Origin of the sequence: Ligilactobacillus hayakitensis DSM 18933 = JCM 14209 (assembly GCF_000615845.1) — a bacterium.
In the GTDB taxonomy this organism is placed as follows: Bacteria; Bacillota; Bacilli; order Lactobacillales; family Lactobacillaceae; genus Ligilactobacillus; species Ligilactobacillus hayakitensis.
In genome coordinates this window covers 21334-41430 of record NZ_BAML01000009.1, presented here as the reverse complement: position 1 = coordinate 41430, position 20097 = coordinate 21334, and the positions used below count along the sequence as shown (strand labels likewise).

The window sequence follows — 20097 nt, the reverse complement described above, 5'->3', positions numbered from 1 at the left end:
CTCGCTTCTACTTATATGATAGTAGAAACAAGGTGTCTTGTATTTTCTAAGAATAATAAAAAAACCTTTCTGTCAGAAGAACAGAAAGGAGTAAAATAAATGACACTACGGTAGCCAACCGCAAAAACTAGAGATAGCCAATCTCTATATGAAAAGAGGTAAAACCTCCTTGTCTACACTCTCATGTTATCTTTATTTATATAGTTTGTCAATATTTTTTATTGCTTTAGTGCTTTAAGAACCACCTTCTGAACAACACCGTATGACTTGCCAGAACTGGCACCGCCATACATACTTCTATGAACTTAGAATAATCTTCAAGACTATCGTAAATCTGCTTATTGAAAACTTTGCTAGGTTTAGGAAAATTAAGCTTAATCTTCTGCATCCCAATCACCTACCCCAACATCAATGTCTAATGACGCATTTATTTCTTTCTTATCAGTAAACATTCCATAAGATTTACCAAGTAATTCAGCAGTTTTAATCCTGTCTTTCATTGATACCGGAACTTCTACAATAGCCCACATTAGTTACTAATTTTTCAGTTTCTTCTCCTCGTATTACAGCAGTCATAAACTGTAATAGTTCTTCTTGAGTAGCAATAGAATCTTTTTTCATTTGTTCCATTCGTTGAGCAATTTGAGTACCAAGTTTTCTGGGCCCTGTTTATTTGGATGTTTATACCCAGCACAACGAGCCGTATCAGTAGCATTCATCTTACTCTCACCTAGATAGTAATTAATAAAAGCTTGTTGTTTATTAGTCAATTTTCCCAATACTACTCATCTCCTTTCAAATTTTGAATACAAAAAAGCATCCAATTTCTTGGATGCTTATAATAAAATAACATAATGAGGATGGGCAGGATTTGAACCCGCAACTGTCCGACTAGCTTACATGCTTTCCTTGACAAGAACGGCGGGCTAATTCCACTAGATAAACTCGCCTCTACAATAGCGGACTCTAAATACCATGCTAGTGGGCATATAGCATTAGACCAAATACGCAAATCCTGTGAACAAGTACTAAGTCATTTTTCTTGGTAAGTAGCCGTTGTTTTCCCTTTTAAAACTACTTCATCCTCATTTTCTATTGTTCCATATTTTCTTTACATATTCAACTAAATTTCTCTCCTTTTTTGTTAAACTTCTTGTCTTCGATCCTTGATGTTCATATCCAACATGAGTATGCGGGGGATCTATTTTTTTATTTCCCACATAATGTCCTTGGCATAATACTCCTTTTTTAAGAATAATGTCTCTATGAATAAGTTCCTACAATTCTTGTATGTACCAAAAAAGGATATCACCCCTTCTGAGATGATATCCTAAACATTAATTTGTATATTCAAATAAAACTTAATTTTCTAAGAATCCATTTAAAGTTTGAACGAATTCATCGGCATATTGAAAGATCGACCCGTGGCCCGCGTGCTTATAGATAATTAGTTGACTATTAGCGATTTTTTCATGCATTTGATATGAATTTTGAGTAGGAACTTCCATATCTTTATCACCATTAACAATCAGTGTTTGTTGCTTAATGAATGCTAAATCATCTGGGAATTTTTTCCCCCAAGCATTGATTGCTTTTAATTGGCGCATAAAACTAGTTACTTTCATCGGTTGATCACGATTTTCCTTTGTGCGTGATTTCATTTTATTCAATATTGTATGCGCAATTTTTCGCCCATGCTTATCGTGGGGATAAAAGATATAACGCTTAGGGTCTTGAAAAGTTACCATTGCTTTTAACATATACTTAAAAGTCTTTTTCGTAACTTGGTCAACTTCAAGTCCCCCTCTAGGTGCGGTTCCGACTAAAATTAAATGATCAACTAATTCTGATTTTAGTCTTACTAATTCTTGCGCAATCATTCCACCCATTGAAAGCCCGAGTAAATCAATTTTTCCATACCCTAAACTCTCAATGAAATCCAATGCTTGTTTAGCCATGGCTTCAATACTTGTTGCGACTTTCCCTTGGCTTTCCCCAACCCCAGGTAAATCGACAACGATAATCGTTCTGGATTGCGCCAATAAATCGATTAACTTCGGATCCCAATTATCCATCGTAGCCGCTAAATGAGTGAGCATCACTAAAGGTTTGCCGGCAGCTGGTTCATTCAAAATTCGATAAGCAATTTGTTGCTTATTTACTTCGATGAACTGATTTTTAGTTGTTATATAACTCAATTTATTTTTCTCCTTCAAAACTCAAAACCGTCTTTCCTTTAGAACGTCCATTAGCCACTTTATCTAAGGCTTCATTTACCTGAGCGAATGAATAGACCGTATCAATTGAAGGTTTGATTTGTTGTTGGCTTAAAATTTCTGCGACTTCTTGAAGTTGTTTACCATTACTTTCAACATTCATGAAATAATAGTGCACCCCATACTTAGCAGCCATGCGGTCAAATTTATGTCCTACCAACCCCAAAAGTAATTGCTTATATTTGGGTAACTGTGCTCTTTTAGCGAACGCTCCATTTGGCATCCCTCTTAATGAAACTAAATGTCCACCTTTTTTCATGATTGACATTTGCTTTTCAATTTCAGCACCACCTAAAGTATCTAACACATAGTCAATTTCACTGAGTTCTTTGGTGTAATCTTGGGTTTTGTAATCTAAGAATTGATCAGCTCCTAAATCAAGCACGCGTTGTTGGTTCATAACGCTTCCGTTCGTAATCACCTTCAAACCTTTTGCTTTGGCGATTGGAATTGCCATCGCACCCACACCCCCAGTACCTCCGGAAATGAAAATCGTTTTTTGCGGTTCGATTTGCATTAACTCAAAGGCCTGCATGATTGTGAGAGCTGTCAATGGAATCGCTGCGGCTTCAATATCGGATAAATATGTCGGAACTTTAGCGATAGCGTCCTGGTTTACGGCCACATAATCAGCGAAGGCCCCAATTTTTTCAAGCGGTAACCGCGAAAATACGCGATCTCCAATCTTAAATTCAGTGACCTCCTTGCCAACTTTAGTAATGGTTCCTACCACTTCATTGCCGGCAATTTGAGGTAATTTATATGGCAAAATAACTTTCATTAGGCCCGTTGAAATTAAATTATCAAGCGGATTAACCCCGGCGGCGCTAACTTTTACTAAAACTTCATTCGCTTGAATTGTTGGCGTATCAACTTCTTTCATTTGTAGGGTAATATCATTTTTCTTGTAGTTTGTGATTAATGCTGCTTTCATGTGTTCTCCTTTTTGACTTGTATCTAATACAAGTACAACTGTTTGTAAAAAATAACTGGCCATTAGCGGTCAGTTCTAGTATTTCTTTGATTCTTGATATAGATTATCGATAACATTTTGAAGGGTTTGATCCCCTAATTTTTGGCTTAATTGACTTTCTAAATCTTCAAAAATTGGTGAAACGGCTCCTTTAATGTACTTACCCACCGGACAGGTTCGATTGGTATTTTGATGAACCTGGAATAAATGTACCTGAGCAACTTCTTGGGTCGCATAATAAATTTCCAGCAAGCTCATCTTATCCGGATCCTTGGTGAGTTGATAACCCGATTTTCCTTGTTGCGAGCTAATTAAACCAGCATTTTTCAACAAGGCAATTACTTTTCTAATATATGAGGCATTGGTTCCCACACTATTCGCCAAAGAATTGGAGCTAAGCGTTTCTGTGGTTTCGCTAATCATCGTTAGAATGTGTAATGCCACTGAAAATTTCGTATCCATCTTTTCCTCCTTCAACTTGTATCTAATACAAGAACAAGTATAACGAAATTCAATTCTATGCGCAAGAAAAAAATCCTCCGTGTTTGGAGAATTTTCTACTTAATATTTAATAATTGCTTTTTCTTGGCGTCATACTCTTCTTCTGTGATTAATTCTTGTTCATATAACTTTTTGAGCTGCGTTAATTCGGCGCCTAATTCTTCATTCACGCGGCGCACATTAATCTTTCTGGCAGTAAAAAATGAAGCTAGCGTTGAGGTTAACGCCCCCACGAACCCAATTCCAACAATCATGAGAAATGTTGATAAAAGTTTGCCGGTATTGGTTGTCGGCGAAACATCCCCATACCCCACTGTTGACGAAGTGACAATCGCCCACCAAAGTGATTGTTTCAATGAAATTTTTTCGACAATTGAGTAAAACGAAGCTGTTACCACCAAAACCGAAACACTCGCATAGGTTAAGTAAATCACATCATGAGTTTTCATAATACGATTAATTTTGCCCAAAATTCCGACCATACGAACAAATTGTACTAGCTTCATCGTGTGGCCCACATGGATTCCAGCCAACCCCAAAAGGCCTAATAAGATACTTGTTGGCAAAATTGCTAATAAATCAAAGACGTTATGCTTGAAAAATAACCATTTGTTTTTGACCGCTAACAATCTACAAAAATAATCAAGCGCAAACACTATAATAATAAAACTATCGATCAAAACCCAGGGATACTTACCCAGATTAAGTGTTCCCATATAATATTGTAATGTCATGACAATTGAGATGAACCCTAAAGCTGACATGGTTAATTGATATATATTTTGTCGGGTTAATTTCACTTTTTTTCATCCTTTTTTAGATATTTTGAAGCCTCACGGATCGTTAATGGTGCAAGCTTTGTTTGATATTTGTCTAAATAAGCTTGCACAAAACTGGGATTAGTTTTGGAATAATCCCGCAAAATCCAGCCCATCGCTTTTCTAATAAAGAAATCTGTTTGTCCAAGGTTATTATTGAGAATTCTAGTTAAGAGTACTTCATTCATTTTTTCTTTGCGCAGCAATTGATGATCAATCGCTATGCGGCGCATCCAAAGATTATCCGCTACCGACCACTCTTCCATAATTTGATTTACTTCATCACTTGGATATTCAATATTTCCGATAATTTTATCTAGTGAATCAATGGTATCCCACCAAGATTTGGTCACGATGAAATATTGGAGTTGTTGATTAATATCAGCTGCCCGTAAGTTTGAGCGGAGTTCCTTGATCACATGGCAGACAAAATATTGCCATTCACGCTGAGGTTGGTTCCACATTTCTTTTAGCAAATCCCAATCTATCTTGTTTGTTTCTTTTAAACGTTTCAAATATGGCTTAAACATTTGGTTACGTTGTGGTGTTTTAATACCATAGAATTCAAATTGATTGCGCATGTAAGCGGCCATTTTTTGAGCGTTTTCTTTGTTTTCTAATCCTTCAAAATCTTGTCTTAATTCTTCAATTAATGTCATCTACATAATTTCCTTTTTAAATTTTCTATTATTATGATACTAGAAATTGCCCATCAAAAAAAGCCGAGTGCTTAACTCGACTTTAGTTTTTAATTAATTCAAAACTTTGAGCAATTAACTTAAGAATTTCATCATCTGTTTGAGATTCATCCAAAAGAATTGTCAGCAATGATTGCAAACTTATCTTGGTATTCCGGATACTGCCACCAAAACAATACTTGAAGTTGCTTCTTAGAGAATGATTTGAATGAGAATTTTAAATTAAGTTTCGATTTCACCATCAAAAATTCCCTCCATGCTTTGTTTTACAGCTCCCATTAAGTCGTCTGTCCTTTCTTCTTCATCGTTATCAGCAAATTCTTATTGTCTGATTTGTACTTCGTATTGAGCTAAGATTGCTTTAGATTTAGCAATATCTGCTTCTGAATTAGCTTTACGTAACTTAGCTTGGTCTAACTCAGGAGTACTATCTTCAGATAACATCCCTGACATTTTGAGAATTGTTGTAACAGCTTGTAGTTGCACCATTTCTGACTTGGCATCAATTAGCTTAATCAGCTTTCTTAATGCTTTACTCTCAAAATCTTTCTTGACGACTAATTTCTTATATTGCTCTTGTGCCGCTTTGAATTTATCATCATTTTTCCAATTATCTAATGTTGATCTTCTACGTTGGACATTTTTTGCAATTTCTTCATCTGTTAATTCATCTTCAAATAGTAATATAACAGCTTTTTGGCGCCTTTTATCTAATTCAAAAAAGGGTCCTATTTGTCCAGTTTTGTCCAATTTCTTACTACTTTTCTTCACTTCATATCACCCACCTCCATTCAAATTTTGAATACAAAAAAAGCACCCAATTTCTTGGATGCTCGACTAGAACGGGAGGGATTTTAACCCCCATAACAGAAATCTGTCGTTTTAACCTTTAAACTACATTCACTCTAGCTGTTTCTATTGTACCATGCTTCCTGCGCTTTATGTAATATTTTTCTATATCGTTTGTTTAAACTTTTAACTTTTGTATTTACATGATCATTGCCAATATGGATGTGGGGAGTATTAATTCTTTTTCCATCTACATAATGCGCTTTACCACTCACATCTATCTGCCAAGCCAATTTACCATTTTTTGAATATCCAGTAATAAACTTAACTTTTCCTTGATTATTAATAGTTGCATATATTCTTCTTTTATCAGCAGACATAGTTTCTAGTGGAACAGTCGTATTTCCAAAATTATACTTCACAAACTTAATATTGTCTTTAACTAATACAGAATGATATTCAGTCCCATATTTTCTTCCTTTATCACTTATACCAGATGCTGCACCTCTACCGCCCATTACTTATCCTCTTTAATCTGCTAATATTTTTATTTTCATAATATCTAACAACTATGTTTTTTGGAAATTGATAGTCTACTTCATCACCATAAATCATTAGCCTTCTGGGTTTACAACGTTCTATCATTTCATCTACACCACTTTGCCACAACTCATAATCACTTTGTTTTCTTCTAACACCAATTGTACTAATTGCTAAAGTACTTTCTTGTGGTAAGCCATCAAAACAAAAATCAAATGTTTTTTCATCTGCCCATGATACAGTTGGAATAACAATTATTCCTGCTTTCTGCATTAATTGACCAATTAATCTTGAACGGTATGTGTTCCAAATCATCATAGATTTTGGCATATCGCTATATAAACTAAAATCTAGAGTTAATACACAATCAAAGTCTTTTAATTTGTTGATATAAAATTCTGGTCTGTTCCATATTCTTTCTATCTGATAATCATCTAAAAAGAAATGTACTCCTAACTAGAATAATTAAATGCTGTAAAAAAATTTCTTCCTTTGGAACATGGAAGTAATCTTCTATTCTCTGCATCATAGCAGGTCTAGGAACACTTTTCCCACTTTCCCAAGTAGATATTACTTTTTGATTTGTTCCTAAAATTTCAGCTAAATCTCTTTGTGTTAAATCATGCTCAGCTCTCAAAACTTTTAATTTTGTAGCCATTTTTAATCATCTCTCTTTCTAAAAAATTATAATATCAATCAAATTTATTAATATCCATAATATTAGTAAAGCTATTATTATATTGTTTTGTGTTCTCTTTTTCATTTGCTTATACGGTTCTTTTTAATATATACTAAACCTAGGGGCCAAAGCACCTTAGTTTAGTTAGAAGAACCAAGAATGAATTTTATCAAGAACTTCTAAGATAAATCCTATAATTGTTAGTCGGTAGATTATCTTATTTTGTTTTCTTGTTTCATCTTGGTTCTTTTTTCTGTCCTTTTCAAGAACCTTTTCTCCTTTCTTTAATATTCATAAGGTATCAATCAACCTTAAATGAAAGTATGAAATGGGTTCCCTCGTAGGAACCTGCTAAAAAAGTCTTTCGTTCTAACATGTATTTTGTCTAATCGTATTGCTGATAGTTGTTCGATTTGCGAAACAAGATACTTAGACAAGGAAAATCAATCACAGAAAAATTATCAAAATTCGTTTCTTTTTAGTTTTTGTGGTAAGATTTTGGGTAGAAAATGAAAAAGGAGAAAAAACTCTCTATCTATTGAGTATTTTCTCCTTTTTAAACTTTCTATAATTTTCCTTAATATGACACTATAAATAACCCATCAAAAAAGCCGGTTTATAGGATCTGACTCACTTTTTAATTAATTCAAAACTTTGCTTAATCAACGTAAAAATTACATCATCTGTTTGCGATTCATCCAAAAGAACCGTCACCCAATGTTTTTTATTCATATGATAAGCTGGGTAAAATCCTGGTTTTGTTTGTAGGCGTAAAACTTCATCTGGATCAGCCTTAACATTTAACATATTGATGATTTTCGAATCATTCTTTTTGGTTATTTTTCCTTTTTCTAGCGGCCAAAACATCGCAAAAATTTTGTCTTTATATCCATTGTAAGTAGTTATCTCATGGTAAGTTTTAAAGGGATGTTTGGGTTTGAGTCCGTATTTTTCTTCTATTAATGCTTGAAGGCGTTCAACTTGAGGCCGTTCATAACATTTAGCGTGAATATCTTCTAAGATTGCATCCACTTTTTCTTTAACTTCCGCCACAAAACTTCCCGTTGCTTGTGACGATATAACATATTCCTCATCAAAATCTATGTTCCATAATTGAGTTTGCAACTTTTGATTAACCACCGTAATTTTGAGGTCAATTTGTTTTGGAATAACATTTTGTTGATAGCTTAATTGATTATCCCTATTTTTTTTGAACCCATATGCAATTAATTTCTCTTCTAACATAATTCATCCCCATTATTTCAGACTATCTTTACACACCGAAATCAAGACCATTCTTACACAACGAAAAGTAGACTATTTTTACACAGCGAACTTTTTACTTCGCTAAATCCTCAACATTGCTTGGTAAAGTACTTTGTTGCGCTGTTTTATTAACTTCTTTAATCTTGGTGGCATGATCTGAAATCATAAATCCATTCCATTTCATAATACCACGATCATGATAATCATGATTAAAGAAACTTTGCGCTAATTTTTCATCGCTTAGTTTTTCAATCTTCATATATCATAAATTTTCCTTCCATCATCCCAAGTTTGCGCCTCAAAATTTTCAAAACGCAAGGTAAAATCCACTTTTTGCTTTAGTTGGTGACACAGTTCTTCTAGTGCTTCCATTCGATAATCATGCAAGATTCCAATTGGTATCGAACGGGTGCGTTGCTTTTTTTTCGCGATTACAAAAAAGAAGTTATACTTTTTTTGATATGGATTATCAACAACTTGAATAGAGTAAATTGTATTGATTTTCTGTAATTTAAAATAAGGTTGCAAGTTTTCTAATATCCTTTTTACCATTTTGTCATATTTTTCATCATTCAAGCGTATTCCCTCCATTATGTCCCCCTACTAATGATTGGCGTTCAACATAGGTTCCACCTTTTTCAAGGCTGTTACCAAAATACAAAGCTGTTTTACCATGGCGTTTACGAATTTTATCCATAACCTGATTAAGTTTATTTTCTTTTTCCAGTTGTTTAGGATCGTGAAACAAATCCAGTTGGACGTAGCTTTTTTTCATCACACGCCCCACTGAAACGCCGACGTGACGGACCGGAAGTCCCGTCCAATATCGTTGCAGCATATATTTTAAATTCGCCAAGATTTCAGTCGGACTATCTGTGGGTGAAACCTTGATTTCATGAGCCCATCCATGAGTTTTTTCTTCACTTTGAACTGTCATTGAATATCCGATTGATAAACGAATCACTTGCGTTTGCATTTTTCTCTTTCGCAAACGTGCGGCAACTTGGCGGCCGATTTCGTCAACCACCACACTTACATCCCGATACTCGCGATAATCGCGCGGTAATACCTGGCTGTTGCCGATGCTCTTTTCTTTAACTTGAATACGTTGGTTCAATTGTGTGCGGTCAATCCCCCAAGCAGTCGCAAAAAGTTGGGTGCCGATAATCCCAAATTCTTCCTTGAGTTGATAAGGATTACTAAAGGCTAAGTCATGCATACTCTGAATTCCACAACGATTTAAGTGGTTGGCTGTTCTCTTGCCAATCCCCCAAATTTGCGCGAGTTCTTCAATAGGCCAAATTTTTGCTCCAAAAGATTGATAATCAAGCATCCCAATTAAATCCTTACTCTTTTTAGCAAACAAATCTAAAGCTAGCTTTGCTTGCGTAGGGTTTTCACCAATTCCAACCGTTGTATAGATGCCTAATTCTTCTTTAACGGCCAACTGAATTTTTCTGGCGACTGCTTCTTTAGTTTTCCCGAACATCTTCCAGGTTTTGGTCATATCTACCAGTGATTCATCAATTGAATACGGTAAAATATCTTCTTCGGCAGCAAAGCGACTGAAAATTTGATTAACTTTAAGATTCATTTCGATATACAAATTCATCCGTGGCGGCACCACTAATAAACGTGGATCTTGTGGCAAATCGCGCATTCGATCTACGTTTTTTAAATTAAAGAGCTTTTTTGCTTTAGGACTAGTCGCAAGCACCAAGCCACCACCGGTATTTTTAGCTTCTGACATTACCACTAGAATTGATTGGAGCGGATTTAAGCCGCGTTCAACACTTTCGACACTCGCGTAAAAAGACTTACTATCAATCATGAAAAATACCCCGTGCGGTTCTTTACTATAATCAAATGTTGTCATCTTTTCACCTGCCAATCTCGCCTAATAAAATTCCTATATGGTTATTATATTATTTGGAAATTTATCCGTCAATTATATATTTCCTTTTTGGTATATAACTATCAAAGTTATACCTCAAATATTTCCTTTCGTTTTAATTCAATTTATTAGCGAAATATTATAAAATATAGCTATACACTTTTGAGAAAGGACGATGCTTGTGAAAAATATCGTCACCGGAATTTTCGCGCATGTCGACGCCGGCAAAACGACCTTAACTGAAGTCCTTTTATATCAAGCAGGCAGTATTCGGAATCTTGGTCGTGTCGATAATGGCGATGCCTTTTTAGATAATAATGAGATTGAAAAAAAACGTGGAATTACCATTTTTTCTCATCAAGCAATTTTGCAAAATGATGCGTTGCAATTGGTGATTGAAGATACTCCTGGACACGTGGATTTTTCTTCACAGTTAGAACAAGTCATGCAGATTTTGGATTATGCCATTTTAGTTGTGAGTGCTAACGATGAAATTAAAGAACATACCCGCAAACTTTGGTCTATGCTTCAACACTATGGCGTGCCGACTTTTATTTTCGTTAATAAAATGGATATTACCAATTTGACACAAAATGAAGTCATGGACAAAATTAAAGCTAATTTAGCTGATGGTTGTATCGCCTTTAATCAATTTGATGATCTCAACAAGATGCCTGAAGATTCTTTTGAGGAAATTGCGATGCAAGATGAAAAGCTGCTCGATGAATTTTTAGAAACAGGCAAAGTAAGCGAAGAACAAATCAAAACAATGATTCAAAAACGCCAAGTATTTCCTTGTTTCTTTGGTTCCGCCCTTAAATTAATTGGCGTGGATGAATTTTTATTAGGAATTCAACATTGGAGCAAGAAAAACAATTTCCCGCTGAATTTAAAGCGCGTGTGTTTAAAATTACCCATGACAAAAATGGTGAACGCTTAACTTGGGTACGTGTTTTAGGTGGTCAAATCAGTGCGAAACAAGAGATTTTAGCTGGCCAAAAAATCAATCAGTTGCGCCTTTATAATGGCGAAAAATTCCAAACAACCGCAAGTGTTTCTGCTGGCAATGTCGTGGCGTTAACCGGATTAAATAACACTTATCCTGGTCAAGGATTAGGCGCTTTATCTGACAATGATTTAAGCTTGATTCAGCCCGTTTTGACTTATACGGTTGATCCAAAAGCTGAAGATATCCGCAATGTTTTAAAAGCTTTCCAATTATTAAGCGATGAAGATCCGTTATTAAACGTAACTTGGTCTAGTCAATTGGAAGAAATTCGCCTCCAAATTATGGGGAAAATTCAACTTGAAATTTTAGAACAAATTCTTTTAGAACGCTTTGGCTTAGAGATTGGATTCAATCAAGGAAGCGTGCTTTACAAAGAAACTATCACCCATCCGATTGAAGGTGTGGGACATTTTGAACCTTTACGTCATTATGCTGAAGCACACTTGATTATCGAACCAAACCCTGATGGTGGGATTGTCTTAGCTAAGGATGTGAAAACTGAAATATTGCCAATTAACTGGCAAAATCAAGTTATTTCTAATCTAAAAGCTAAAACCCATCTTGGAGTTATGACTGGAAGTCCGCTAACCGATGTTAAAATCACCTTAGTTAACGGTGCTTGGCACAATAAGCATACTGAAGGTGGCGATTTTAGAGAAGCAACTTGGAGAGCTGTGCGCCAAGGGTTAATGATGGCCAATCAGCAAGGTTGGAGTCAATTATTAGAACCTTGGTATGACTTTAAATTAACCGTTCCAAGCGATCAAGTCGGCCGGGCCATGACGGATATTCAACAAATGAGTGGAACCGCTGAGCCAAAAGAAACTAGCGGTGAACTCGTGACTTTAACTGGTAGTGCGCCGGTTTCAAAAATGCAAAACTATACTACTGATGTACGTTCTTATACGCATGGTTTGGGGATGTTAGAACTAAGTGTTTCAGGATATCGACCTTGTCATAACCAAGCAGAAATCATTGAAGAACGTGCTTATAATCCAACTGCCGATTTGGAAAACACCCCCGATTCTGTCTTTTGTGCACATGGGGCTGGTTTTCCAGTTAAGTGGGATGAAGTTCCTAGTTTTATGCACATCCCCTATTCAATATAACGAAGATTAACTCAGACCTAGTCCGTCAACTACCATGGGATAAATCCCATGGCTTGTAACTCACGACACTTGCGTGTCTGTAGTTCAAACGATTAGATAAAACTAACCTCCTACCTTAATGTGGTTATGTGGTTACGTTTGGGTGGTTGACAACACCCTTTATTACCAACATATCAGTCAGTAACGTTATTTAATTCAAATTTTGGTTTTTCAATTCCTGAAATATATTGTTTGCCTAATTCTTGCAAGTTCATTGCACCTACTCGGTCATCATTCGTTCTGAATCCGCAATTAACGCATTTATATTCATGTAAGGAATGATTACGGTTTTCTTTTCTAATCTGACCGCATTTCGGACAACGTTGACTAGTATATTTCGCTGAAACAATTAAAACCTGACTCTTACTTTTTTGAGCTTTGTAAATTAATTTAGTCTGTAAATCGTAAAATGACCATGAATGTAATTCTCTAGTCAGATTTTTATTAGCATTAGATTTTTCAAAAGTTACATCAGCAAGGTTTTCTAGCACAAACAAAGTATTTTGACCATATTGTTTAACAAGTGTCTTAGATAAGCAATGATTAACATTACTCATCCAACGGTTCTCTTGGTGTTCTAGTCGTTTTAACTTTCTCTTTGCTGATTTAGTACCTTTAGCTTGTAATTTGCTTCGCAAATAAGCATACTTTTTACGCTTATATGCAATACTTTTACCACTAACAAAATTAGTCTTACCTTTTTCATCATAAGAGGTCGTGAGAAAACGTAATCCTCTATCAATGCCAACTACATGTTGATTATCGTCTTTTTGCCACTCTTCAGTTTCGATAGTTACAGGAATGTGTAAAAACCAGTGTTCTTTCAATTTAACTAATTTGGCTGTTCCTAATTTATAGCTAGGATCAAAGAAATTAAGATAATCTCCATTAAAAGAAACTTTAATTCGTTCATCAAGAACGTTTAAAGAAATCTTTGTACCTTTTTGAACAAACGAGTAGTTAATATTGCGAACATAATCTGCTTGTGGTCTAGAAAACTTAATAGGATGTTGTAACCAATTTAAGTCACGGAATTCTCGATGCCATTCGTTGGTGTTGATATCTTTATACTTGTAAGGATGTTGGTATAATTGAGTTTCGACTGTTTTATACCTCGCTTCAACCGTTCGATAAGTTGATTGAATCATAGCAGAATTAACACGAGGAAACTTGCTCCGCAAAGGGTGGTACATTTCCTTGTTAAACTGCTTACGCTTGGCTACAAAATGATTATCAAAATACCATTGACTAACAATATTACAAATATCACGATATTCCCGTGTAATTGCTTCAAACTGCTGAATCTGCTCATGAGTTGGATATAATCTAACTTTAGCTGTAATAATTTGTTCCATTATCTTTCACCTCCTTTATCCATGGTATAATTATATCAAATCGGATAAATAAAGTGAAGAAAAAATGACCCTTTCGGGTCATTAAAGGGCTTATATCCCCTCACTAAAGTAAGGGGGTTTACGCCCCGTTTATACTAAAGATTAGGTCTCTTTTGTAAGCATATTTCTTGTTTTTGGTTATAAATATGAGGTAGAATACCTTAAAATATAATTATTAACTGGAGGAATTACGATGAAAGAAATTTATCTTGCAGGCGGCTGTTTTTGGGGTGTCGATGGCTATTTCGAACAACTTGATGGTGTTTTAGAAACATCTGTTGGTTATGCTAATGGTAAGTTTGGCCTTACAACTTACGAAATGGTTAAATTAACTGACCATACTGAAACAGTGCATATTAAATATAATCCAGAAAAGATTAGCTTAACTGATCTTTTAAAACACTATTTCCGCATCATTGATCCATTTTCTGTTAACCGTCAAGGAAATGATATCGGCCGACAATATCGTACCGGAATCTATTATGTGGATGAAAAAGATGCACCAGTTGCTCAAGCTATGTTAGATGAAATCCAACAAGAAGCTGGCGATAGAAAAGTTGCGGTTGAATTAGCTCCAGTTAACAATTATGTAACTGCAGAAGCATACCACCAAGACTACCTCAAAAAGAACCCTAACGGCTATTGCCATATCGACTTATCTTTAGCGCAAAAACCACTATAAACTAAGAAAACAGGTGAACAATATGGAAGAATCAAAAGAACAATTACGTCAACGCTTGACACCAGAACAATATGCTGTAACCCAAGAAAATGCAACCGAAGCACCATTTACAGGTAAATACGATGATTTTTACAAAGAAGGTATTTACCTTGATGTTGTCAGTGGTGAACCTTTGTTTTCATCCCTCGATAAATATGACGCCGGCTGCGGTTGGCCGGCATTTACAAAGCCAATCACTAAATTACAAGAAAAGCGTGACCAATCATTTGGGATGGAACGCGTTGAAGTTAGAAGTAAAGGCGCTGACTCTCATTTAGGTCATGTTTTTACTGATGGTCCCCTTGATCGTGGTGGCTTAAGATATTGCATTAATTCAGCAGCTTTGAAGTTTGTGCCATACAATGAACTTGATGAAGCTGGTTTATCTGAATATAAAGAGCTATTCAAGAAGTAAACAAAAAATCGAGGAATCTCTCGTAAAGGGATTATTCCTCGATTTTTTTATTTTAAAACAAATTTTTGAACGGCTTTAGCTAAACCGTCTTCGTCGTTAGTTGCGGTAACATAATCGGCTGCGGCTTTAATATTTTCTGCCCCATTGCCCATAGCAACTGAAAAACATGGACTTGTAATCATTGATAAATCATTTTGTTGATCGCCAGCTACCATAACTTCTTCTGGTTTCAAGCCAAAACTTTGAGCTAGTTGTAAGACCGCTGCTCCTTTAGTTGCTTTTTTATTCATGAAATCAAAGAAGATTGGATCTGTCCGAACACAGTCGTACTTATCGAAGAATTCTGCTGGGATCTTATCTTGAACAGCATCAATTCGTTCTTTAGTATCAGTCCAGGTTACCTTAGCGATATTTTCAGCTTCCGTGATTTCGTTTAATTCCCGCACGCGTAAATCCATGTGCGCGGTATAAGCATCATAAATCATATTGGAATTGACGTTACGTTGAAAGACGTACATCTTAGAATCGGTTGTCATCATACACATATCAACGTCAAGATTTTTAGAAAAGTTAGTAATTTCCTTAAAATCTTCATATGAAAGGAGATTTCGGAATAATGGTTGCGCTGATTTCGCTCTGACAGCTTGAGCTCCATTCTGCGTAATCGCAATACTTTCATCATTATGCAAACCTAATTTTTCAAGTAGTGGCACAATCCCACTTAAAGGTCTACCGGTACATAAGATAATTTTTACCCCTTGTTTGTGGGCTTGTACCAACGTTTTTATTGTTTCTTGCGTCAACTCTGCTTTGGAGTTAACTAAAGTTCCATCAATATCGGTTGCTATCATTTTAATCATAAAAAATCTCCCCCTTTGATTTTAAAAAGAACCAGCACACTACCATGTACTGGTTCTTTTTGAATATGGCTACTGTTTTCTAATCTAAATCAGCCCCATTTGACTTAATAACTTTTTGATACCAGTAGAATGAATCTTTACGTGAACGTTCAAGCGTTCCGTTTCCTTCATCGTCTTTATCAACGTAAATGAAACCATAACGCTTACTCATTTGACCTGTTCCTGCTGAAACTAAATCAATGCATCCCCATGGAGTGTATCCCATCAAGTCAACGCCATCTAAAACAACGGCTTTTTTAGCTTCAGTTAAGTGGCGGCGTAAGTAATCAATGCGGTAATCGTCATGGATACCGTCTGCTTCAACTTTATCGTATGCCCCCAAACCATTTTCAACGATAAACAATGGCACATGGTAACGGTCAGTTAATTCATTTAAGGCATAACGTAAACCAACCGGATCAATTTCCCAATCCCAATCACTTGCTTCAACAAATTGGTTACGGACAATTGCTTCTTCTGGATCAGCCAAATCATCAGGTGCTACCTTGTCTGATGAAACTGCCATTGATTGGTAGTATGAAAAACCAACATAATCAACTGTTCCTTCTTTTAAGACAACGCGATCTTCTTCTGTAATATCTGGACGGTAACCTTTTCTTTCGATGTAAGCTTCAACGTTTGATGGATAGTAACCCCAAACTTGAACATCTGAGAACCAGTTACGGCGTTGGTCCATGCGTTGAGCTAAAAGAACATCCGCTGGTTTAGAAGTTGCGGGATAAATTGGCGTAAAGGCAATCATTGTTCCAATCATGAAATCAGGATTGATTTTCTTTCCTTCTTTAACTGCTAAAGCACTTGCGACAACTTCATAGTGAGCTGCTTGATACATTGCAGCTTCATTTTTATTACCGTCTTTATCTAAAAGTAATCCTGAGTTAGTTGCCATTAAAAAGTCATTGTTAAAACTTGATTGGTTGTCAATTTCATTGAATGTCATCCAATATTTAACTTTATCCTTGTAACGTTTGAAGCAAGTTACAGCGAATTTAACAAAGAAATCAATCGTCTTACGATTACCAAAACCATTATATTTCTTCACTAAATTAAATGGCATTTCAAAGTGTGATAATGTAACAACTGGTTCAATACCATACTTCAAACATTCGTCAAACAAATCATCGTAGAATTTCAATCCTGCTTCGTTTGGAGTTTCGTCATCGCCATTAGGGAAAATCCGTGTCCAAGCGATCGAAGTTCTAAAACACTTAAATCCCATTTCAGCGAATAATTTAATATCTTCTTTATAGTGGTGGTAAAAATCAATTGCACTGTGGTTAGGATAGTTCTTACCTGGAATAACCCCATCGGTAATTTCTCGTGGGACTTTGTTGGCACCTGCAGTCATTACATCAGCGACACTAACCCCTTTGCCACCTTCTTGCCATGCACCTTCTAATTGATGAGCAGCAACTGCGCCACCCCATAAAAAGCCTTTTTTAAATTCCGTTTTTGTCATAGTACATCCACCCTTCTACGGTTAACTTTATTACGTTTTTTGTAAACGTTTTCTTTTACATTCATAATATAACATGTACCAACAAGTTATTCAAGTACCAACATATATATTTTTTATGGTATAATGAAAAAAAGTTTAAAAAAGAAGGTGAAACTTATGAAATATCTTGATATTGCTAATGAAATTAACCAACGAATTACCGATCGTGTATATGAAGAACAACTTCCAAGCGAAGCGCAGTTAATGGAAGAATTTTCTTCTGGACGTAATACAATTCGCAGCGCCATCAGCTTGCTAGCGAATCACGGGATTATCCGCCGCCATCAAGGAAGTGGGTATTTTGTAAATCAAGACCTCTTTGAAACTGGGCGTAACATTACCATGTTAACGAATAAAAATTCATTAAATACTAACCAACCAGATAAACAGATTAAATCTAAAGTTATTAACTTTACCAGTCGGTTAACTACGCCAAAAGAAGATCAAATTTTTGGTTGTCAAAAAAAGAGTCCCGTATATGAAGTTCATCGCCTCAGATATATTGTGGAGGACAATGCTTTTTTAAGTTTTGAAAAAGCTGTCTTTTTAAAGGAACTCATCCCTTATTTAGATGAAACAATCGCGCAAAATTCGATTTTTAGGTTTATCAAAAAACAATATGACATTGAGGTCTTGCATAGTGATGACTTCTTGTCTGTCGGTTTAGCTGATGAAGAGTTCGCCGAAAAAACCGGACAAGCGGTTGGTTCGCCTTATCTTTTAGTTAAAGAAATTAATTTCACCAAAAAAAATAAAGTTTTCAACTATTCGCATTCTTATTATTCACCCGATCGTGAGTATTACTATCACCTTGCTAATACGTTGAAATGATTTGTTGGCCGCAAGAATATTTGTTCTTGCGGATTTTTTTATCTCTTTATTTTTATTTATTCGAAGGTCAACAAAATTCTCAAAACACTCAACCAATTCAAAAAACACACAATCATCTGTTGCATCCCAAGCAACAAGTAGCGTAAACAGTGATGCATCAATGAGCTCACAAGACTCAAATAATTCTACTCTATAATGTAGTTTCTAATCGCCAATTTATTTTGGCGATTTTTTTTATTACTTCAAATATTTCTTCATAAAAAAACTCGCCCAGAAAACTGGACGAGTCATTCGACTAATTTATTTCAGTAAGTCTATTTTAATTAGGAAACATTTTTTATTATGCTTCTTTTGCAGAAGCAGCTTCTTGTTCACGCTTGTAAAGTTTGTTGTCGTAAGCTTTGATGAATGGGTACCATACTAAACCAGCAACGATTGTTGTTACAATGGCTAATACGAAACCTTTCCAACTTTGTGTTGCGATGAAACCACCTAAACCAACAGGTGTTGGCCATGGTTGTTGAACTGTAATCTTAGGTACCAAGTGAGTTGCGATACTGAAGTAAGCTACCATTGCTGAAGCCATAGGAGCTAATAAGAATGGTACAAGAACATCAATGTTGTAAACAATTGGTAAACCAAACAAGATTGGTTCGTTAATGTTGAATAATGCTGGAACAAAGGCTAATTTACCTAATTCACGTAATTGAACTGATCTAGCGCGGAATGCTAAGTATAAAATCATAACCAATGTAGCACCTGAACCACCAGTTGATACAAAGGCATTGAAGAATTCACCGGCCAAGACGTGGAAACCACCATTATTATTTGAAGCTAAGTTTGCTAAAACAAAGGCGTTTGTGAAACTTGTGATGATTGTTGCCCCGTGAATACCAACGAACCATAATGCACCGATAAGGAAGAAGATAACCAATACCCCGTACCATGAATCAACCAATTTACCTACGAATGAGAATGGGATGTATAATACGTTGAAGATATCTGTTCCCATGGCTACTAAAGCACCATCAATAATTGCAGTAATCAAGGCAACCGCAAATCCTGGGATTAAAGCAGTGAATGAATCAGCAACACCCTTTGGCACTGAGTCGGGCATCTTGATACCCCAGCCTTTTTTAACAATCATACGGTATGATTGAACGGCAATCCATGAGATGATAAGACCTGTAAAGATCCCTGTTGCACCTAAGCGAGCAAAACCTGATGAACTTGCACCGTAACCTGCGATAACTCCTGTACCGCCTTCAACAGCTTTCTTTGAAACATTTGTTAAGAATGCAACTTTACCATCTTGCCATGCGAATTGAGCAACTGTTAAGAAGAAACCAAAGAGTCCTAAGAACATCCCGTTAAGCGGGCTTAAATCTAGTTTTTCTTCTTTTTGATAAATCTTAGTGTATTCATATCCAAATGATCCAGCAAAATAAATTGCAATGAATCCCATTACGGCATTATAAATTGCTTGATACATATCACGGAAACGACCTAATGTTGCGTCGTAAAATGATACAAATGCTTTAGCTGTAATGATTAAATCTAAATTTGATAAAATTAAGAACATTGAACTAACGATTGTAAATGAGATAACTGTATATCCAGCACCCATAACGGCACGAACGAAACGAGCGTTCGCAAATTTACCCATTGGTCCAACTAAATGTTTGTTGATAAATTCTTGAAACTTACCTTGGTTCATATTAAACCCT

The 20097-nt window shown here is 35.7% G+C and carries 23 protein-coding genes and 2 pseudogenes; 4 read left to right on the top strand and 21 right to left on the bottom strand.

Annotated features, from left to right (window positions below; all coding sequences use genetic code 11):
- Positions 1-221: 221 nt before the first annotated feature.
- The 17 genes and pseudogenes from JCM14209_RS10240 to JCM14209_RS03935 all read right to left on the bottom strand — a co-directional run.
- Positions 222-388, bottom strand: a pseudogene (locus tag JCM14209_RS10240) (PBSX family phage terminase large subunit); the annotation flags it as partial.
- Positions 375-500 (bottom strand): terminase small subunit, encoded by a 126-nt coding sequence (locus JCM14209_RS10235; protein ID WP_225349680.1) that lies wholly within the window; start codon positions 498-500, stop codon positions 375-377. The gene JCM14209_RS10235 and the pseudogene JCM14209_RS10240, both read right to left, overlap by 14 nt.
- A gap of 117 nt (positions 501-617) precedes the next feature.
- A complete protein-coding gene (locus JCM14209_RS10480) occupies positions 618-770 on the bottom strand; it encodes a terminase small subunit (RefSeq protein WP_225349682.1) in 153 nt (50 codons plus the stop codon).
- Between the two features lie 591 nt (positions 771-1361).
- Positions 1362-2198 carry an alpha/beta fold hydrolase gene (locus JCM14209_RS04000; protein WP_025022295.1) on the bottom strand — a complete coding sequence of 279 codons (837 nt, stop codon included), beginning with the start codon at positions 2196-2198 and terminating at the stop codon, positions 1362-1364.
- Position 2199: 1 nt separating this feature from the next.
- Positions 2200-3210 (bottom strand): NADP-dependent oxidoreductase, encoded by a 1011-nt coding sequence (locus tag JCM14209_RS03995; protein WP_025022294.1) that lies wholly within the window; start codon positions 3208-3210, stop codon positions 2200-2202.
- A 75-nt stretch (positions 3211-3285) separates the two neighbouring features.
- Complete coding sequence (locus JCM14209_RS03990) at positions 3286-3711, bottom strand: Rrf2 family transcriptional regulator (RefSeq protein WP_025022293.1); 426 nt, start codon at positions 3709-3711, stop codon at positions 3286-3288.
- 95 nt (positions 3712-3806) lie between these two features.
- Complete coding sequence (locus tag JCM14209_RS03985; RefSeq protein WP_025022292.1) at positions 3807-4550, bottom strand: ion channel; 744 nt, start codon at positions 4548-4550, stop codon at positions 3807-3809.
- Positions 4547-5227, bottom strand: coding sequence for a DNA alkylation repair protein (locus JCM14209_RS03980; RefSeq protein WP_025022291.1), 681 nt, complete (start codon positions 5225-5227; stop codon positions 4547-4549). Before JCM14209_RS03980 ends, JCM14209_RS03985 begins: the two co-directional genes overlap by 4 nt.
- Positions 5228-5373: 146 nt before the next feature.
- Positions 5374-5508 carry a hypothetical protein gene (locus JCM14209_RS10375; RefSeq protein ID WP_263640349.1) on the bottom strand — a complete coding sequence of 45 codons (135 nt, stop codon included), beginning with the start codon at positions 5506-5508 and terminating at the stop codon, positions 5374-5376.
- A 79-nt stretch (positions 5509-5587) separates the two neighbouring features.
- Positions 5588-6037 (bottom strand): phBC6A51 family helix-turn-helix protein, encoded by a 450-nt coding sequence (locus JCM14209_RS09000; protein WP_025022290.1) that lies wholly within the window; start codon positions 6035-6037, stop codon positions 5588-5590.
- A 134-nt stretch (positions 6038-6171) separates the two neighbouring features.
- A complete protein-coding gene (locus JCM14209_RS03965; protein ID WP_025022289.1) occupies positions 6172-6573 on the bottom strand; it encodes a hypothetical protein in 402 nt (133 codons plus the stop codon).
- Positions 6563-6985 carry a DUF4417 domain-containing protein gene (locus tag JCM14209_RS08995; RefSeq protein ID WP_476703329.1) on the bottom strand — a complete coding sequence of 141 codons (423 nt, stop codon included), beginning with the start codon at positions 6983-6985 and terminating at the stop codon, positions 6563-6565. Before JCM14209_RS08995 ends, JCM14209_RS03965 begins: the two co-directional genes overlap by 11 nt.
- A gap of 40 nt (positions 6986-7025) precedes the next feature.
- On the bottom strand, positions 7026-7253 hold the full coding sequence (locus JCM14209_RS08990) for a helix-turn-helix transcriptional regulator (protein ID WP_225349679.1): 228 nt from the start codon (positions 7251-7253) through the stop codon (positions 7026-7028).
- Positions 7254-7904: 651 nt separating this feature from the next.
- Positions 7905-8519, bottom strand: coding sequence for an MmcQ/YjbR family DNA-binding protein (locus tag JCM14209_RS03950; RefSeq protein ID WP_025022288.1), 615 nt, complete (start codon positions 8517-8519; stop codon positions 7905-7907).
- A 94-nt stretch (positions 8520-8613) separates the two neighbouring features.
- The gene (locus tag JCM14209_RS03945; RefSeq protein WP_025022287.1) at positions 8614-8799 is read right to left on the bottom strand and encodes a hypothetical protein; all 186 of its coding nucleotides are present in this window, start codon (positions 8797-8799) and stop codon (positions 8614-8616) included.
- Positions 8796-9116, bottom strand: a complete 321-nt coding sequence (locus JCM14209_RS08985; RefSeq protein WP_025022286.1) for a hypothetical protein — start codon at positions 9114-9116, stop codon at positions 8796-8798. Before JCM14209_RS08985 ends, JCM14209_RS03945 begins: the two co-directional genes overlap by 4 nt.
- Positions 9109-10416: a Y-family DNA polymerase gene (locus tag JCM14209_RS03935; protein ID WP_025022285.1), complete on the bottom strand. Its 1308-nt coding sequence runs from the start codon at positions 10414-10416 to the stop codon at positions 9109-9111. Before JCM14209_RS03935 ends, JCM14209_RS08985 begins: the two co-directional genes overlap by 8 nt.
- A gap of 199 nt (positions 10417-10615) precedes the next feature.
- Between JCM14209_RS03935 and JCM14209_RS08980 the strand changes: the two are divergent.
- Positions 10616-12552 (top strand): annotated as a pseudogene (locus JCM14209_RS08980) (GTP-binding protein).
- Between the two features lie 173 nt (positions 12553-12725).
- Here JCM14209_RS08980 and JCM14209_RS03925 read toward each other — a convergent pair.
- A complete protein-coding gene (locus JCM14209_RS03925; protein ID WP_025022284.1) occupies positions 12726-13946 on the bottom strand; it encodes an RNA-guided endonuclease TnpB family protein in 1221 nt (406 codons plus the stop codon).
- Between the two features lie 232 nt (positions 13947-14178).
- Here JCM14209_RS03925 and msrA point away from each other — a divergent pair, with 232 nt between their 5' ends.
- Together msrA and msrB are read left to right on the top strand one after the other, a co-directional pair.
- Positions 14179-14667 (top strand): peptide-methionine (S)-S-oxide reductase MsrA, encoded by a 489-nt coding sequence (gene msrA, locus JCM14209_RS03920; protein ID WP_025022283.1) that lies wholly within the window; start codon positions 14179-14181, stop codon positions 14665-14667.
- 22 nt (positions 14668-14689) lie between these two features.
- Positions 14690-15121, top strand: a complete 432-nt coding sequence (gene msrB / locus JCM14209_RS03915) for a peptide-methionine (R)-S-oxide reductase MsrB (RefSeq protein ID WP_025022282.1) — start codon at positions 14690-14692, stop codon at positions 15119-15121.
- A gap of 47 nt (positions 15122-15168) precedes the next feature.
- On the opposite strand, the gene JCM14209_RS03910 is transcribed toward msrB, so the two are convergent.
- A complete protein-coding gene (locus tag JCM14209_RS03910; protein WP_035519892.1) occupies positions 15169-15981 on the bottom strand; it encodes a Cof-type HAD-IIB family hydrolase in 813 nt (270 codons plus the stop codon).
- A 79-nt stretch (positions 15982-16060) separates the two neighbouring features.
- Entirely contained in the window at positions 16061-17500 is a 1440-nt protein-coding gene (locus JCM14209_RS03905) for a 6-phospho-beta-glucosidase (protein ID WP_025022280.1), read from the bottom strand.
- A gap of 156 nt (positions 17501-17656) precedes the next feature.
- Here JCM14209_RS03905 and JCM14209_RS03900 point away from each other — a divergent pair, with 156 nt between their 5' ends.
- Positions 17657-18370 carry a GntR family transcriptional regulator gene (locus JCM14209_RS03900; protein WP_051523381.1) on the top strand — a complete coding sequence of 238 codons (714 nt, stop codon included), beginning with the start codon at positions 17657-17659 and terminating at the stop codon, positions 18368-18370.
- A gap of 340 nt (positions 18371-18710) precedes the next feature.
- Here JCM14209_RS03900 and celB read toward each other — a convergent pair whose 3' ends face one another.
- On the bottom strand, positions 18711-20087 hold the full coding sequence (gene celB, locus JCM14209_RS03895; protein ID WP_025022278.1) for a PTS cellobiose transporter subunit IIC: 1377 nt from the start codon (positions 20085-20087) through the stop codon (positions 18711-18713).
- Positions 20088-20097: the final 10 nt, after the last annotated feature.

Coding starts and splice junctions, on each gene's coding strand:
- JCM14209_RS10375 (WP_263640349.1), bottom strand. CDS start 5,508: ATGGTGAAATCGAAACTTAATTTAAAATTCTCATTCAAATCATTCTCT.
- JCM14209_RS03935 (WP_025022285.1), bottom strand. CDS start 10,416: ATGACAACATTTGATTATAGTAAAGAACCGCACGGGGTATTTTTCATG.
- JCM14209_RS03995 (WP_025022294.1), bottom strand. CDS start 3,210: ATGAAAGCAGCATTAATCACAAACTACAAGAAAAATGATATTACCCTA.
- JCM14209_RS03925 (WP_025022284.1), bottom strand. CDS start 13,946: ATGGAACAAATTATTACAGCTAAAGTTAGATTATATCCAACTCATGAG.
- celB (WP_025022278.1), bottom strand. CDS start 20,087: ATGAACCAAGGTAAGTTTCAAGAATTTATCAACAAACATTTAGTTGGA.
- JCM14209_RS03905 (WP_025022280.1), bottom strand. CDS start 17,500: ATGACAAAAACGGAATTTAAAAAAGGCTTTTTATGGGGTGGCGCAGTT.
- msrB (WP_025022282.1), top strand. CDS start 14,690: ATGGAAGAATCAAAAGAACAATTACGTCAACGCTTGACACCAGAACAA.
- JCM14209_RS10235 (WP_225349680.1), bottom strand. CDS start 500: ATGAAAGACAGGATTAAAACTGCTGAATTACTTGGTAAATCTTATGGA.
- JCM14209_RS03990 (WP_025022293.1), bottom strand. CDS start 3,711: ATGGATACGAAATTTTCAGTGGCATTACACATTCTAACGATGATTAGC.
- msrA (WP_025022283.1), top strand. CDS start 14,179: ATGAAAGAAATTTATCTTGCAGGCGGCTGTTTTTGGGGTGTCGATGGC.
- JCM14209_RS03980 (WP_025022291.1), bottom strand. CDS start 5,227: ATGACATTAATTGAAGAATTAAGACAAGATTTTGAAGGATTAGAAAAC.
- JCM14209_RS08990 (WP_225349679.1), bottom strand. CDS start 7,253: ATGGCTACAAAATTAAAAGTTTTGAGAGCTGAGCATGATTTAACACAA.
- JCM14209_RS03910 (WP_035519892.1), bottom strand. CDS start 15,981: ATGATTAAAATGATAGCAACCGATATTGATGGAACTTTAGTTAACTCC.
- JCM14209_RS03950 (WP_025022288.1), bottom strand. CDS start 8,519: ATGTTAGAAGAGAAATTAATTGCATATGGGTTCAAAAAAAATAGGGAT.
- JCM14209_RS03900 (WP_051523381.1), top strand. CDS start 17,657: ATGAAATATCTTGATATTGCTAATGAAATTAACCAACGAATTACCGAT.
- JCM14209_RS03945 (WP_025022287.1), bottom strand. CDS start 8,799: ATGAAGATTGAAAAACTAAGCGATGAAAAATTAGCGCAAAGTTTCTTT.
- JCM14209_RS03965 (WP_025022289.1), bottom strand. CDS start 6,573: ATGGGCGGTAGAGGTGCAGCATCTGGTATAAGTGATAAAGGAAGAAAA.